Annotated in this window: 9 protein-coding genes; 1 reads left to right on the forward strand and 8 read right to left on the reverse strand. The window is 52.1% G+C overall.

Annotated features, from left to right (window positions below):
• Positions 1-37: 37 nt before the first annotated feature.
• From EPA93_RS17855 to EPA93_RS17885, 7 genes are all read right to left on the reverse strand, one after another.
• Complete coding sequence (locus EPA93_RS17855; RefSeq protein WP_129888809.1) at positions 38-838, reverse strand: alpha/beta fold hydrolase; 801 nt, start codon at positions 836-838, stop codon at positions 38-40.
• Between the two features lie 505 nt (positions 839-1,343).
• Complete coding sequence (locus EPA93_RS17860; protein ID WP_129888810.1) at positions 1,344-1,667, reverse strand: hypothetical protein; 324 nt, start codon at positions 1,665-1,667, stop codon at positions 1,344-1,346.
• A gap of 170 nt (positions 1,668-1,837) precedes the next feature.
• Entirely contained in the window at positions 1,838-3,796 is a 1,959-nt protein-coding gene (locus tag EPA93_RS17865) for a S9 family peptidase (protein WP_129888811.1), read from the reverse strand.
• A 384-nt stretch (positions 3,797-4,180) separates the two neighbouring features.
• The gene (locus EPA93_RS17870) at positions 4,181-7,399 is read right to left on the reverse strand and encodes a winged helix-turn-helix domain-containing protein (RefSeq protein ID WP_129888812.1); all 3,219 of its coding nucleotides are present in this window, start codon (positions 7,397-7,399) and stop codon (positions 4,181-4,183) included.
• Positions 7,400-7,569: 170 nt separating this feature from the next.
• The gene (gene hpaB / locus EPA93_RS17875; protein WP_129888813.1) at positions 7,570-9,027 is read right to left on the reverse strand and encodes a 4-hydroxyphenylacetate 3-monooxygenase, oxygenase component; all 1,458 of its coding nucleotides are present in this window, start codon (positions 9,025-9,027) and stop codon (positions 7,570-7,572) included.
• A 154-nt stretch (positions 9,028-9,181) separates the two neighbouring features.
• Positions 9,182-10,195 (reverse strand): 3,4-dihydroxyphenylacetate 2,3-dioxygenase, encoded by a 1,014-nt coding sequence (gene hpaD, locus EPA93_RS17880; RefSeq protein ID WP_129888814.1) that lies wholly within the window; start codon positions 10,193-10,195, stop codon positions 9,182-9,184.
• Positions 10,196-10,714: 519 nt separating this feature from the next.
• Positions 10,715-11,020 carry an antibiotic biosynthesis monooxygenase family protein gene (locus EPA93_RS17885; RefSeq protein WP_129888815.1) on the reverse strand — a complete coding sequence of 102 codons (306 nt, stop codon included), beginning with the start codon at positions 11,018-11,020 and terminating at the stop codon, positions 10,715-10,717.
• 123 nt (positions 11,021-11,143) lie between these two features.
• Here EPA93_RS17885 and EPA93_RS17890 point away from each other — a divergent pair, with 123 nt between their 5' ends.
• Positions 11,144-11,689, forward strand: coding sequence for a CGNR zinc finger domain-containing protein (locus tag EPA93_RS17890; protein ID WP_129888816.1), 546 nt, complete (start codon positions 11,144-11,146; stop codon positions 11,687-11,689).
• Positions 11,690-11,939: 250 nt separating this feature from the next.
• Here the strand turns inward: EPA93_RS17890 and EPA93_RS17895 are convergent, their stop codons facing one another.
• Positions 11,940-14,588, reverse strand: coding sequence for a tetratricopeptide repeat protein (locus EPA93_RS17895; protein WP_165423224.1), 2,649 nt, complete (start codon positions 14,586-14,588; stop codon positions 11,940-11,942).
• Positions 14,589-15,100: the final 512 nt, after the last annotated feature.

Genomic DNA, 15,100 nt, shown 5'->3' on the forward strand with positions numbered 1-15,100 from the left:
GAGGTTCTTATTATGCTATCGAAAATGGCCTCTCATCCTAGCCTTCAAAGAATTCTATGAGGGCCGGAGCAAGGATGTCATCAGCTGGACCATGGTCCTGGCCTGCCAGGCGACAATGTTGCCCATGAGGGAGAATGGCAGCCAGTTCTTGAGCGCTATGCTGCATGTAGGCGGGGCTGGCGCCACCATCCATGACAAGGGTCGGAATCTGAATTGATGACCATTTTCTAATCGACAATGGATTGCCGCGCACCGTGTCGCCCATAATAGCACCATCGTATAGCAACGTGTGCGCCACGGCCTCCGATCCTTGCCAGAAGGGGGCCTGGCGTATGCCAGCAATAGCTTCGGCAGGCATGCCAACTGCCTTGACCATAAAGTACTCAAGTGCATCGCCACGACGGCCAGCGGCTATCAGCTCGTTGAGATGCCCTACATAATCCTCTGGTATTGGTGGACGACTGTCATCTATGATGAATGGTGGTTCATACAATGCTAGTTTTGCAATCCTGCCAGCTGAAAGTTGGCGCGCTGCCTCTAGAGACAGAACTGCTCCTGAAGAATGTCCAAAGACGAAGGCTGAGCCACCCGCTTCGGTGATCAGAGCGTCAATGTCCTCAACCTCGCGCTCGACGGCATAAGGTTTGGTATCTCCACTGTCGCCACGGCCACGCCTATCGTAGGCAAATACTGTGAAGTGGGATGAAATAAGGCCGGTTGCGAACTGCTGCTCAGCCGCCCGGGTGGCGGTTGCCCCGGCTACCAGGATAAGCGCAGGGCCCTTCCCTGACCGATCAAACGCGATAGAGGTACCATCACTAGAAATAACTTTCTCCACAAGAAGCTCCCTTATTTTTTCTTCTCGCTAGCCTGATCCCAATATTATCTACTTCTATGATACTTCCCCAAACACTGCTACCCTCAGCAGGCTATCTATATTCTCATTCTTTTACGCACAACTCAACCTGGAAATGAAAGCGCTGATTCGAGCTCTCTCACCTCAATACTGCTATAAAGCCGTATCTTTATGCTCAGGTGGTCTTGTTAAGAGAAGGCATATAGAGACGAGAAAATGGAAGATAAACAGGCGGTTTGCTTGTTGGATAAGCAGCAGAGAGTCTAATAGGGACGTTTTATCCCCGGCCCGGCTATAGATACACAAAAGCAGGCAGGTTTGGAAGGAGGGTAAAGACAACAAGGAGGCTTGCAGGCGCACCTATTTATGGCTGCCTACATTATTTCCTGGTATTGCTTGTATTCCTCCTGGCAAAGATAAGAAGCACAGCACAAGGGTGCAATGAACCTTCTTCATTATTATCGCGGACAAAGACCAATCATAGCCCTTAGAATTCAAACTCCACAGTGACGCGCGGTAACTTGAATCCTGCAGTTTGATGGTAATAGAGCCGTATCGATTGGGCTACAATCTCATTATCGCGAGGCTGGCGAAACTTACCTCGTTGGGCTCCCCCACGTGCCAGCACCTGTATACGCCATGTACCATTCGTACGTTTGAGCCCTGCCGGGACGGCAGGTTGTAGAAGGGACGCCACACGAGGGGATTGCCGATTTATGATACGCAAGATCCCCGACCAGTGTTCATCGAGAACAGACGTGAATTGTTTAGCGAATTCATCGTGGCGAATATGCGATTTCTTCTGCTCCACGAGAGGCCTCCTTGTTTCTCTCAAGGGACTGGCATTGTCTCAAGTAATGCCTACGCCATTCATTATACCTCATCATCCGCTACGCCAGTCTATATCCCTCTGCATACAGCCACATTCAGATCTGAAGTATCCAGGCAAGGCTCACTTACCTGGATACCCACTATACCTGACTAAGCTTGCTGAGAAGCATTCTTGACAAAGCGCTCAAGCCAACGTAGCAGGCGCGTGTAGAAATCGCGAAGGTGCTCTCTTTCACGGAAGCCATGATCTTCCCGTGGATAGATCACGCACTCAACCGGGACATTGCGCTCACGCAAAGCACGATAAAATGCATAGGCCTGAGCTACCGGCACGGCGCGATCGGCGGCGCCATGAATAATCAGAGTTGGAGTTTTTACCCGACCAGCAAAGGCCAGGGGAGAGTTGCGCAGATAGGCCTCGGGCGCCTCTAAGGGATCAGCTTTAAGCAGGCGCATATCGGCATCGGCAATGTTGCTCTGAGCATGCATGTTAAGCCAATCGACAATGCCAGCCCCCACCAGAGCTGCCTTGAAACGATCGGTATGCGTAATAGTCCAGCCGCTCAAAAAGCCGCCATTACTCCAGCCGCCGATACTCGTACGTTCGGGATCAACCCATCCCTGCGCGATTACATAGTCAGCACCGTACAAAATATCCTGGTAATCTTTACCACCCATATCTCCTAAAACTGCATCGGCAAAAGCTACACCATGCCCCCAGCTTCCCCGCATATTTGGCTGCAAAACCGCATAGCCGGCCGAGGCAAGCATCTGCACATAGAGATTACAGCAGTCCTGACGGGCCCCGGAAGGTCCGCCGTGCACCTCGACAAAGAGCGGTGGCAGCTCACCTGGCCGGGTATGCAATGGCGGGGTAAAGATAGCATCGATGAGCCAACCATCGACGCTGGGATAGCGAATACGTCGGCTTTGTGAAAGGGCAAAGCTCTCTTCTGCCAGAGCATTCAAATGGGTCAGGCAGCGCCATTTAACATGTGCCTCCGACACCTGCTCCAATTCGCCAAGCCAGACCTCTGCCGGCTCCTGCGAGCTGGAATGAATAACGAGAAAGCGCCGCAGATCAGGGGTAGAGGCCATCAGCCTGGTGTATGGCACAATCACAAAGTCTTCTTCAAGAAGCGTAATTGCATTATTACCAAGATCAACAATCCCCACCTGGGAAGTCACGCCATACCAGCCGGCAAAAAGCAGGCGCTGATCATCCGGGAACCAGGCACACCAACCAGGGCTGCAGTCAAGGCCTGGCGTGACGTTGCGCGCCTCTCCACCATTAATAGCGATGACATAGATATCGCCGCCGCCCTGGCATGGATCGCTCCATTCGCCGGAAATATATGCGAGCTGCTGGCTATCAGGGGACCAGGCCAGGCCACTGGCTTGCCGCGTTAATTGCGTTAGCTGACGTACAGCACCGCCCGAGGCTGGCACAATACCTATCTGGCCACGATACCAATCGGTATCATCAGATCCTGTAGAATAATAGAGAGCGATATAACGTCCATCCGGCGACCAGGCATATTCCCAGATGGTAACTCCTTCTGGGGTGATTGGCACAGGCAAACCACCATCCGTATGCGTTGACCAGAGCCTGCGTGGCCGCGCTGGCGCAAGAACAATGGGATCTTTTGCAGGCTCTGGACCATCAAGAGAGATAAAGGCAATCTGGCTGCCATCCGGCGACCAGGCAGGATCGCTTACCCCATTTGGCATCTCACAGATACGCCTTGCCTGTTCCCTCTCCAGAGGACGAACGTAGAGTTGAGGCTTACCCGCCTGGCCATTCTCAGACTGCTCCACAGCCAGAAAAGCAAGTTTCTGGCCATCGGGAGACCAGCGCGGCTCCTGCTCGCTGTATTTACCACTAGCACACGGATAGGGCTTTGCATCTGCCTCGTCGCAGTTAAGCAGCCAGATATGTCCGCTCTTGACAGAATCAGCACCTGCATATGCCCAAACTACATAGGCCACATGCTGACCATCCGGGGAAATGACGGGATCAGTCGGCGTTAGCACGCTAAACAGGTTATCAGGAGTAACAGGCACCCTTGGGCTTGATACCGAAGAAAGCGAACTAGCTCTTTCACTCATATTTCTTAAATATCCCTTCCGCTTCTACTTTTCACCCCGCTTGCCTGTTATGGCAGCGAGGTGAAAAACAACACTGTAGCCAGATCTTCTAGCTATTCTTTCTACCAGCCCATTGTATGCCATCACCCAATTGGGGTACAACCAGACCAGCAATTATAAGCAATGCTTTTGCACACCTCTGGCGCAGGATTTGAGGTGAAGCATCCCATAGTTTGCTCCTTTCCTATATTTATTCTCAGTCGTCTTCACCTTCGAAGACTACAGTCTGAGCGCAGAAGGGTTGACATCACCTATGTCCATGATTGAATGGGTGAAGGTGCCGCAAAGGTTGGGGATCAACGGAAGGGCAGGATTCCCAATCGGTTGTATAGCTTCCAGCCTCAGCTAAAGCAGGTGCAGGCGCACCATCTCGGCGATAACTTCAGCGCGTCTACTCACTCCCAGCTTGCGATAAATGCTACTAACCTGGCTCTTAATCGTATTAAGGGAAACTGTTAACTCCTGTGCTATCTCTGCGTAGGTCATGCCGGTTACCAGCAGACGCAAGACCCGCTGCTCCTGACGAGATAGCGGCGAAAGCTGCATTTGCTTGACAGCATTTTGCGATAGAGGGGGCTGGACGAGGGAGGCCAGCTTAGTTGGCGTCTTTCGTTTCTGTGAGAGGTTTCTCTCTTCCTGTTCAAAGGCAGCCAGCAAGCGCAACAGCCAGGGCATAGATAGAGTGTACATACCGCCTGTAAGGGCCTCATTTCCTGCCATCCCTTGCAGCGCTTTGAGGGCCTGTTTCATGGGCCGGCCTCCATCTAAATACACACGTATAGAGCTCTCTGGTTCAGTCAGCGCAAACAGACGACTGGCGCACTGGAGCGCACGTTCTCTCTCGCCCGTAGAGAAGAAGGCCATTACAGAGAGGGCAAGGAAGCGCGTAGTGGTCTCGATATTTCCTGGCAGATCAAGATGTATCCTGAAGCGCTCCAGCGTCTCGGTCGCCTGAGTATACTGCCGCTGCGCCAGCAAGATCTGCACAAGCATCAACACATCCTCCTGATAGAAAGGGTTCCAGTTCTCTGCTGAGAATGTCGTCTGGGCAGCCCAGCCCGCTGCAAGGCTGAGGTCGCCCCGAGCCAGCCACACTTGCAGGCGGGTCTGATGAACCCAGTGAGCGTGACCTGCAAAGCCTTCGTGCGCAAAGAGTGCTTCCAATCTTCGTAATGCATTCTGGGAAGTATCCAGTTCCCCTTTTGCCAGCCCGAGCCTGGCCTGATAGACCTCCCCTATAATCATTAGTTCCGCATGTTGCCATTCCTGGGCCAACCAGAGCAAACGCTGCAGCCAGCCAGAAGCTTCCTCTAGCCGATTCCAGGCATAGGAAACGTTAAAGAGGGAATGATACAGATAGCCAGCCAGGGCAAGATGGCCACCAAGCTGCTCGATAAGCGCGAGTGCCTCCTCGCACTGCTGATGCACATTGCGCAATTGCCCGGCATGCTCATACGCCAGAACGAGGCGACACATTATTTGGAGCGTTGCCAGATGATCCCCAGACGAAATCACCAAATTGCGCGCCTCCAGCAGTCGCTGCACAAGAAAGGCTCCCTGACCCTCGTGCGTATAGGCCAGCCAGAAGGCAAAGGAAAGCGGGATCAGATTCCAGACGACCTCCTCATCGGGCGGCAGCGCCTCGACCTCCTGGGTAAGGGACCGCAAGCGTTCTGTATCGCCCTGCTTGTGAACATCTCTCACTTCCATTAAAGCAAACAACAAGCGTAGACGCCGCTTGATCAGGGCCACTTCGGTCTCCGGGAAGTCTGGCGTCGGAGCGCTGCGTACGAACCCTTGCAGGCGTGAAAGAAGTAGCATCACCTGGGCCACAGTGCTGATATATTGGCACTCGCTGCTATTTTGAACTGCGTTGAGGGAACGAAGAGCAGTATTGAGGGCCAGGCGTACATGTTGGCGTAGAATAACATCTGGCAGGGAGAGAACCCACTTGTGAATGATGCTAGCCTCCTCATGCAACCAGAAATGCGCTGCAGCTTGCTCCATCAAAGCTGCAGCATAGGCATAGTCTTGTGCGCTTAGCGCATGAGTAATGGCTTCTCGCCACTCGCCCGTCGCCTCATAAAAGCGTGCAGCCCTCATATGCAGGAGAGGAACTAATCCTGGCCGGAAGGCCTGTAAACGAGCTTGCAGCGCCTCACGAAAGAGATCATGATAGCGATACCACTGCCGATACTCATCCAGAGGCACAACAAAAAGATTGGCCCGTTCGATCTCCTCTAACATCTGTTGGCTGGTCTCTTGCCTCAAATCGGCAGTAATAGCCTGACAGAGGGCAGCGTTCATCTTACTTACCACACTGGTCTGTAATAGAAAATCCTGCAGCCCAGGCGGAAGTCGTGCCAGAATATCCTGCTGCACGTAGTCCAACAAATAGCGGTGAGAGCCTTTAAAATCTTTGAGAAAGGATAAGGTATCTTCGCGTTTGGAAAGGGCAAGGGCAGCCAGTTGCAATCCCGCAACCCAGCCTTCTGTCCTTTGATACAGAAGCGCTACCTCTTCTTCTGAGAGAGCTAAGCCCATAGAATGGTGCAAAAAGCGCAGCGCTTCTTCATGTGTAAAACGCAGATCCTGATCATGGATCTCAATCATTTGCCCCTGTACACGGAGCCGAGAGAGAGGGAACTCAGGATTTGTACGTGTAATAAGCACAAGATGCAGATTGGCAGGAAGCTGAGTAATGAAGGAGAGCGTTGAATCAATGATGGCCATGTCGGAGATCACATGATAGTCATCAAGAATCAGAATGATTTCTGCGGATTCTTCCCGGAGGTCCTGAAGAAGCGCTCTCACAACGGTTGAGGGAGAAAGAGATGTAGGCACCTGCAACATAGCAAGAGCAGTTCGTCCAAGAGCAGGCGAGCAGGTGCGCAGAGCAGCAATACACGCGGTCCAAAAACGGAGCGGATCATTATCCAATGCATCAAGGGAGAGCCAGGCAAAAGCCCGATTCCCCGTTGTCTCTCCGATGGTGGAATGACTCCTATGTTGCTGTGAGCAGTGAGCAACCCATGAGGAGAGCAGCGTGGTCTTGCCGCTTCCGGCAGAGGCAGAGACAAGTGTTAAGGGATGAGACCATACAGCCTCCAAATCACTGAACAAGCGCTCGCGAGGAACCAGATGCGTGAACAGGCGTGGGCGAGAAAGGTTGGATGAGAACAACACTCCTCCAGGCTCAGTCTGAGGAGAGATCTGGTCGTGCCCAATTTCCTCCTCAGAAGGAAAGGTTGCCAGCGCCAGAGCCGCCTCCTCCAAATGGTCGAATGTTACCTTGACTGAGGGTCCCAGATAGTGTTTGCGCGTGCACCGTGCCTTGGTGCAATAGGCATACCAGTAGCCTGCTCCTCGCACCCTAGCTTCTTTGAGAAGCGAGATGCGGCCTGCTTTCCCAACAAAGGCAAAGGCAGTATGCTCATCCAACCAGTCTCGCCATGCGGGTTCGTCTCCCCGATGGAAACAGCGCTCAAATAACCCACCTGTCGTAAGTTCATACTGCTGACGCACTTCGGACCAGGCGAGTACATGTAAAGATGGGCCTGGCATCGCTTTCTCCTAATGCTGTAGTGGAGTGTATCGACGATTTCCCAACGTCCATGAGTATAGCACAAAAGGTGGGAAAGTTGTTCTTATCCGGCAGTTTCGTCAAAGCTCAAAAATTCAGTAACAACCGTTTTTCGAGCACTTCCAGCCCATCAATCTCAAGCCTGATACGATTACTCAACCTGGCCCTGGTCAAGTAGATCTTGCACGTACTTGATTACCGGCTGCTTATCATAGCTCATATACAGGCCACCAGCCACACGTACTGGATCGCCAAAGAAAAAGCGTTCATAGAGTACCTGGCGCGCGCCAAAAGCGCTGCTGGTCACATCCCAGGCCAGCCGGAAAAGCCTGATGCGGTCGCGAGCATTGTGCCTGGCACTCTGCATATAGCGCTCAATCGCCGGCCCTTCTGGTCCTTCCACATCCGCCTCAGTTGGAATAGCCATCAAGCCGCTTGCCCCCAGCAGCTGCAGGATCTCGACCATGCGCGGATACATGCGCGGATAGAGGGAGCGCACAGCATCGAGAGGAGGACGGGCTGGAGTCATCAAACCAAATTCATTTGGCGCGCCATCGGCTTCGCTGGCACGCAGTAAGGCCTTCATGGTTTCTAGATTGATGATAATTTCGGCAATCTTTTCTTGTACATGCTGGAACTGGCCAATCTGAATACTCTCAGCAATTGAACAGGCAATGCCCAACAAGAGCTCCGTCTTGGCCACGCACTTGGCAGCGACCTGGTGCATCATATGTACAACAGCGCCGGTCTGGCCATAGACATTGTTACAGAGCTCATTGTTCCCATAGAGGAAAACCCGTTCCCAGGGCACCAGAACATCATCAAAGACCACAATTGCATCCAGCTCTTCAAAGCGACTCCCCAGCGGATGATCATAGCGGCTGCGTCCAAGATCAAAGCTCTCGCGACAGATAAACTTCAGCCCGGGCGTATTAGAGGGAATACTGAACGCGTAAGCATAGCGATTCGTATTGCTCTGTTCCTTGAGGACAGTGCTGGGAAATACAGTTATCTCCTCAGAGAAAGGAGCCAGTGTCGCTAGCATGCGACAACCACGAATGACCAGCCCGGCATCTGTCTCCTTGAGCACGCCAGCGGCAAGATAAGGATCTACCTGCTCACTTGCTCCCACACTACGATTGGCCTGTGGATTGATTAGCGTATGCGTCAGGCAAAGGTCGTTCTCGCGGATATATTCGTAATAGCGGCACACATTCTTGGCAAATTCTTGCCGATTAGCAGCGAAATAGCTACTTGCGGCGCTCAGCGCCATATAACTACTATTCAAATAATCAGGAGTACGACCCATCATCCCCCCACTATAGCGCGCCCAGGCCAGCATCATAGTGCTGCGGCGCTGCAAATCTTCACAGGTCTGGGGCTGCAGAAAACTCATCCCAACACGTTCATTGGTGGTTGGTGAAAGATAGGTTAGTATATCGCGCCATGCGGGATCATGCTGCATATCATATAAATGGGCCAGACTCTGAACCAGGTGATGGGTTGCTGGATGCGTCGTCACATCCTCAATACGTTCGCCACTGATCCAGACTTCTCCCTGACGCTCACGCAGATCACGGATATATTCGGCTCCTGTTCTAGCGGGCATGGCTCTTTCTCCTCTCCGGTTAACGGCCACAATCTCTCTATTCCTCAGCTGCGAGCCTCTTGCGAAATACAATTCGCCTGTGTAGTAAACCTTTTCTGACATAGAGATTCAATTTTCACAGCTCAAGTGGCTTTAAGGTTAAAATATCTCATGGTCAGGTTACATGATCGGGACGATCTCGTAATAGCGGCGCACGAGGTGGGACAAAACCATCGCCCTGGACAGTTTCAACTAGCAGGGCTTCCTCAAACCAGCTTGTTGGGGCAAAATTCCCCCAGAAAGTCTGGCGGCGCGGGTCCTCCAGCGTCCAGCGAATTGGCTCTGCATCAAGATCAGCGGTGAGATAATCATTGGCATAGAGCTCGATACGATTGCCATCCGGGTCGCGCACATAGACAAAAAGAGCATTGGAGAGCCCATGGCGTCCGGGTCCACGCTCGATATGATCGTGGTAGCCGGCGGCGGCCAGGACATCACAGGCGCGCAGGACAGCAAGCGCATCGGGAAGCCAGAACCCGACATGATGCAGGCGTGGCCCCAGTCCATTCATAAGTGCGAGATCATGGACCGTATGCTTACGGGTCAACCAGGAAGCCCATAATTCCTCGCCAAGGGGCGTCTCTTTGACAGTATATTCGGTCGTGCGAAAACCAAGGGCGTCCCGATACCAGGTGGCAGCGGTGGCAACATCGGGAACCTGACAATTGAAGTGATCAAGGCGCATAACTTGCACTGATTTGTGGAGGTGATAAGCCTGAAGCATACGGGGAACCTGCGTCATCTCGGCGTAAAACTCCAAGGGGAGACCGCTGGGATCTTGCAGGCGAAGGGCGCAATCCTGGCCTCGTTCAGCGCCAGTAATCCAACGTTGAGGAAGTTTTTGCTGCTTTGCCAGCAAGGCTAAACGTTCAAGATCATCAGGAGAGGCAACCCGAAATGCGATATGGCTGGCACCGCTCTGTGCGCCCTTGCGCAAGACCAGGCTATGATGCTCGCGCTCCTCCAGACAACGCAGATACAGATGCTCATCATCGTGCTCTGTCTCAACAAATCCTAACAGGTCGACATAGAACTCACGCGCGCGCCCGAGATCGCGCACATAAAACTCAGCATGAGCGGCACGCAGCACATTAAATTCAGGCTGTGGCAGAGTACTTCGAAGCGTCATAGCTCATCTCCAGGAAAACTACCTGTGAACTAACGAGAGGGCGAAAGTACTTATATAGCATGGTTACTATATTTTAACATAATTACGCCCTTTTATCGTCCTTAGAGTTCTGGAGACCGCAATGTCCTCTTTCCCAAGGGAAAGCTAGAGCTCAAACAAGGAAGAATCTAAATCCCTCAATCAATTATACTTCATGTCCCCCCTTATATGTGATGAACCTGATAGGCAATCCCGTTCGGCTTTCACGAAAGCAGCTCGACAGCCCTAGCTTATTGTAAGCTCCCTGAAACCGCCTGCTTGCCAAGCGAGAACGCGCTCACCCATCAGGCATTGAGCCGAAGCATACATCAATTCAGCTCATAAGCAAAAGGGAAATGCCCATAAAAAGGCAGGCCCCTTCATAGCTTCGTCCGCGCGTCGTCAGAGATAGGTGATAGGATTGAGAGGCCCACCCACTGCATTGGCGACAGTAAATGCTTGCCAAACTCCGCGCAAAGAATCAGTGCAATTTTCCCTGGATCAGGGAGTAGCAAAGACTTCATAGTGCTGCACTTCTGGTTCCTGCTCCAACAAAAACTGCTTATCAAATGAATAATACTTGGCCTTAGTGATGCTCTCTCCAGCAAACGCCTTGATCGCTTCTTTCGACTCCCAGAGCGTAAGGAGCAGAAAGTGTGCCTGTTCGCCATCCAGGCGCCTTAAAATATAGACCCCTTGATTGCCAGGCGTCGCTTGATAATCAGGGATCGCCACGGTCTGCATCAAGTTCAGGTAGGCATCGGCTTGAGAGAGATCTGTTCTCCCATGCCAGATTCGAGCAATCATGTCTCCTCCTTTGCTTGTATATCCTTTCTTGCCCAAACGCGTAATGGTCAGAATACATTCTAGGAATTACATGTGATATACTACCTAAAAAAATGAGAATGGTCAAGAGGGAGGCAATAGCTCATGGAAGCACTATGCCTGGATGTGCTCAACAGCGACTGGCATGATTTTCGACACCCTGACGAGTACGAAGATCACCTTTTGCAAGAGGGATGGCTTGAGCAGCTCGCCATTCGTTGGGGCTTTCCTATCTCGCAGCCGCCGGACAAACATACACTTGCAGCATTTCAATCGCTCAGGACCATGATGCAACAAGCGCTACAAACGCTCTTTGAGGAACATAGGCTTTCAGAACAAACGCTGGCTGCACTCAACACTTACCTGGAGACCACTCCTCATATATTGCAACTAATCACGGAGGGTGAAGGCTATCAGCTACAGCGCTTGCCATTGGCGCGAGAGTGGAATGGAGTCTTAGGCGAGGTGGTCATCTCTTTCGCCACCTTGCTTGCGCAGAATCCTGCACGTATCAAACAGTGCGAGAATCCTGAGTGTCGCTGGATCTATTATGACGAGAGCGATAATCAAAGCCGACGCTGGTGCGAAGATGCCTGTGCAAATCTGATGCGTGTGCGTCGCTTTCGGGCCAAACAGCGTAAGCGGGCATAAGGTCATGGCCCAACATCTCCTGGCAAGATAAGGGTATCTTAAAGATCGATTGGTTGCGAAACACATTCACCGCCCAATCCGGCGCAAGAAGCTCTGCCCCTACATCCCAAAAGCGCTAAAAGTAGGGCCTGCTCAAGGCGCCAAGCTTACAAGTTGCATGGCAAGAAGGGCCAGGCTTAACCGCAATACTGTGTGTTGAGTATAGATTGCCCAACGCTAGATCTTCCTGGTCCTTCACGCAGTTTTATCGCTAAGTGGGTACAGGCAAGGATGTAGTATATAGGCGGTAAAAATTCGGCCTCTCTAGCTCTAGCCAGCGCAAAGGCAGCAACAAAACCTCAGGGAGAGGATGCATAAACGTCTGCACGCGCATTAGAGCTTCCATGGCTTGCTGCTCCTGTTCCAGATAAGCATGAATCATTGCCAGCCAGAAGAGCGCCTCAACCTGTTCTGGTTCCTGAGCAAGGGACTGTTCTAGAACCGCCAGAGCTTCTGCATAGCGTTTATGAAGGAGTAATGCTACTCCGCGACATAGCAAGGCTAGAGAATGCTGGCGATCATATTCGGCAAGCCTCTCTAGCTGCGCAGCGCACTCAGCCACGGGTCCCCGTTGGCACAAAATTGTCCATTGCTCCATCAGCCCGCTAGAGAGATCGGAGGGATTTAGCTTCCAGGCCTGGGCAAAATCGGCTCTTGCCTCCTCTAACTTTCCCTGTTCCAGATAGGCATGTCCGCGGCCAGCGTAGGCCTGGGCATTGTTTTCCTCTAGAGCCAGAGCGCGATTAAAGCTGGCTAGAGCTTGCTCAAGCTTGCCCAGGGAGCACAAGGCCATCCCGCGCATGACATAAGCCTGAGCATCCTGCGGATCTTCCTCGATGCTATAATCGAAGCTTCCCAGGCGATAGCCCTTCATGTTCCATTGCCAGTAAATCCGATTACGCAGCGTATAGAGATAGGGCAAATCTGGGTCGAGCAGCGCAGCATGGGCCACATCATTAAGCGCTCGCTCATAGGCCCCGAGGTGTAGATAGGCCATAGCCCGATGCACATAGAGCCATACATTTTCGGGCGTCAGACGCAGGGCGCGCGTAAAATCTTCGACTGCACGCTGATTCTGATGCACTATAGTCTGCGCTAAGCCGCGCAAAGCATGGCCATAGGCAACATCTTGTTCCAGCGTAAGCGCTTTACTGAAATCATCGTTGGCCTGGTCAGGCTCGCTTAAGGCTAGCGAGAGCAATCCCCGCCTACGATACATCTGCGCAATCAGGGAAACAGGTTTAGCCGGCAAATCAGCGACCATCGCTATCAGCGCATCAACTGCCTCTCGGGCACCTTGAAGGTCAGTCCCGACTTCAAAATAGCGGAGGAGTTGTTCGACACTGCTTTGCGTTCTTCCATCTATCCGCAGCAATGAAGCATCGCGGGCAAATTGATGTAGCATTGGAATCAAAACACTTCTCTGGTCGGCCTCAGTTCCCAGCATGATCACCTGCTCGATGGCCGAACAATATCCTACCGCGTCAGGCATACAGAGCAACTGATAGATATGGGCCAGAACCGCCTCTAGCCATGCGGCTGATCCCTTTTTTCCACTCGCCTCAAGTAGCTCAATCTCTCGCTGGTAATGCTGCGCCAGTTCGCGACTGGTCACTACTACAGCCTGGAAAGAGCGCTCAAGGAGGGACTGGCGGAGTACGCGCTGTACAGGATCACAATAGCGGTGCTTTCCATCAATTGTACGACACTCAATAAAGGGAAGCGAAAGCAGCCAGCGATAATAGGAAACATGATCCTGGGCCGACAGGCTGCGCAAGGCGTGAAGATCTGTATGCGCAAAAGGTCGCGAGAAAAGGGCTACCTTCCAGCCCAGATCATGATCACCAGCCACGCCCCGCATAAATTCTGGCAAAACATAAGTCAGAGCCTCGGTCTCTGGGCCAGAAACTTTCTTTAGCTTTTCTGGTGGGCAAGCTGCAAAGATTTTCAAGGCTAATGGCAAGCCACGCGAGATCCGCCAGAGCATAGCAATCTGCTCTGCCTCTGTAATTCCATATCTAGCAAGATAGTTGCCTGTTTCTTCCTCGTTCAATTCGGCTAAATCAAGATTATATCTACTCTGCCGTTCCTCCTCACTACCCGCTAGCGGATCACGGCTCGCCACAACCAGAACAATCTGCTTGCTCAGGGAAGTTTGTCGCAAAAGGCTGAAGAGCAGTTCCAGAGTCTCACTGGCTGCGACCTCCCATAGATCAAAGAAGAGAATTACACGGCAATCGGCTGCAGAACTCTTCTCCGCTTCAGGGCCTGCTATAAGCCAATTGAGATCGCTGACAAATGCCTGTACAAGCTCTGTCAGCGCTCGATCGCGGAACTTTTCCGTCGAGGCCCAGGCCTGGGGAAAGACATTAAACGCGCTTCTTGCCGCCTGGGCGACAGCTTCATATAATCTTCCAATCACCGGCCCGCTGGTAGCCTCCTGGCCCAGAAGTTGTTGCTGACGAAGATAGGCAGTACGCAAAAAGGCCTGCTCATCCAATCTTTGGTAAGAGGCGGCTTTATAGGACGTCAACGTATCCTCAAAAGCTGTCAGCGGCGCGCCCTGCAAGCGCAGTTGATGTGCACACTCTTCCATAATATGCGCTGGCGTCATCCAGCGCACCTCTACAAAGGCTGTGAAACAACGATAGGGCTGCTCAGTAGTAGAAACAAGCTCATGGAAACGGGCAAGTAGAGCTGACTTTCCTATGCCAGCTCTTCCCGAGATTGTGAACATCTGATAAGCTGGGATATCGGCAGCAAGGGCATGTTGAATAAAGCATTCCTGCTCATTTACGCGGCCAATAAAACTTTTCCCGGTTTCTTTAGAAGATCGGAGTCTCTGACTGACTGACGACATAATAGGCACCTCGCTTGCACTCATAACTTTTATCAGGAGTGGAACTGCCGGGCAAATGTCAGCAACCGCAAGTATAAAGCCACTATCCCCAATTTGAAGACCATCTTCCCGGACGATTATTGAGAGCACTTTCATGGTATGTACCCAGTCGCGCAGACTACGGCATCCGGATAAGTACCCCTTTGCCCATTAACAGCACGGAAAATGCACTATCTTCTCAACCTCAACAATAACCACCGATGCCCAACCTGTGCCCTTCTCCAGCAATCTCTAGATATACTGTACAATACAGTATATAAGCCACCAAGAAAGTATACTCTAAAAATATGAGGACAAGAAAGATGGAATGTTCATCAGAAGGCATCTGATGCGGGAGCAGAGAGTGCCTGCGCCAATTTGGCCGTCGAAGCTTCCGAGGCTAAGTGAACTTTGATGCGGTTCCTACCGCACAGCTTGCAGAGATTCCTGATGGGTCACATTTGCACAGGCTGCAACGTTGCCGGTCGCTGGCC

It is taken from the genome of Ktedonosporobacter rubrisoli (genome assembly GCF_004208415.1).
Taxonomy (GTDB): Bacteria; Chloroflexota; Ktedonobacteria; order Ktedonobacterales; family Ktedonobacteraceae; genus Ktedonosporobacter; species Ktedonosporobacter rubrisoli.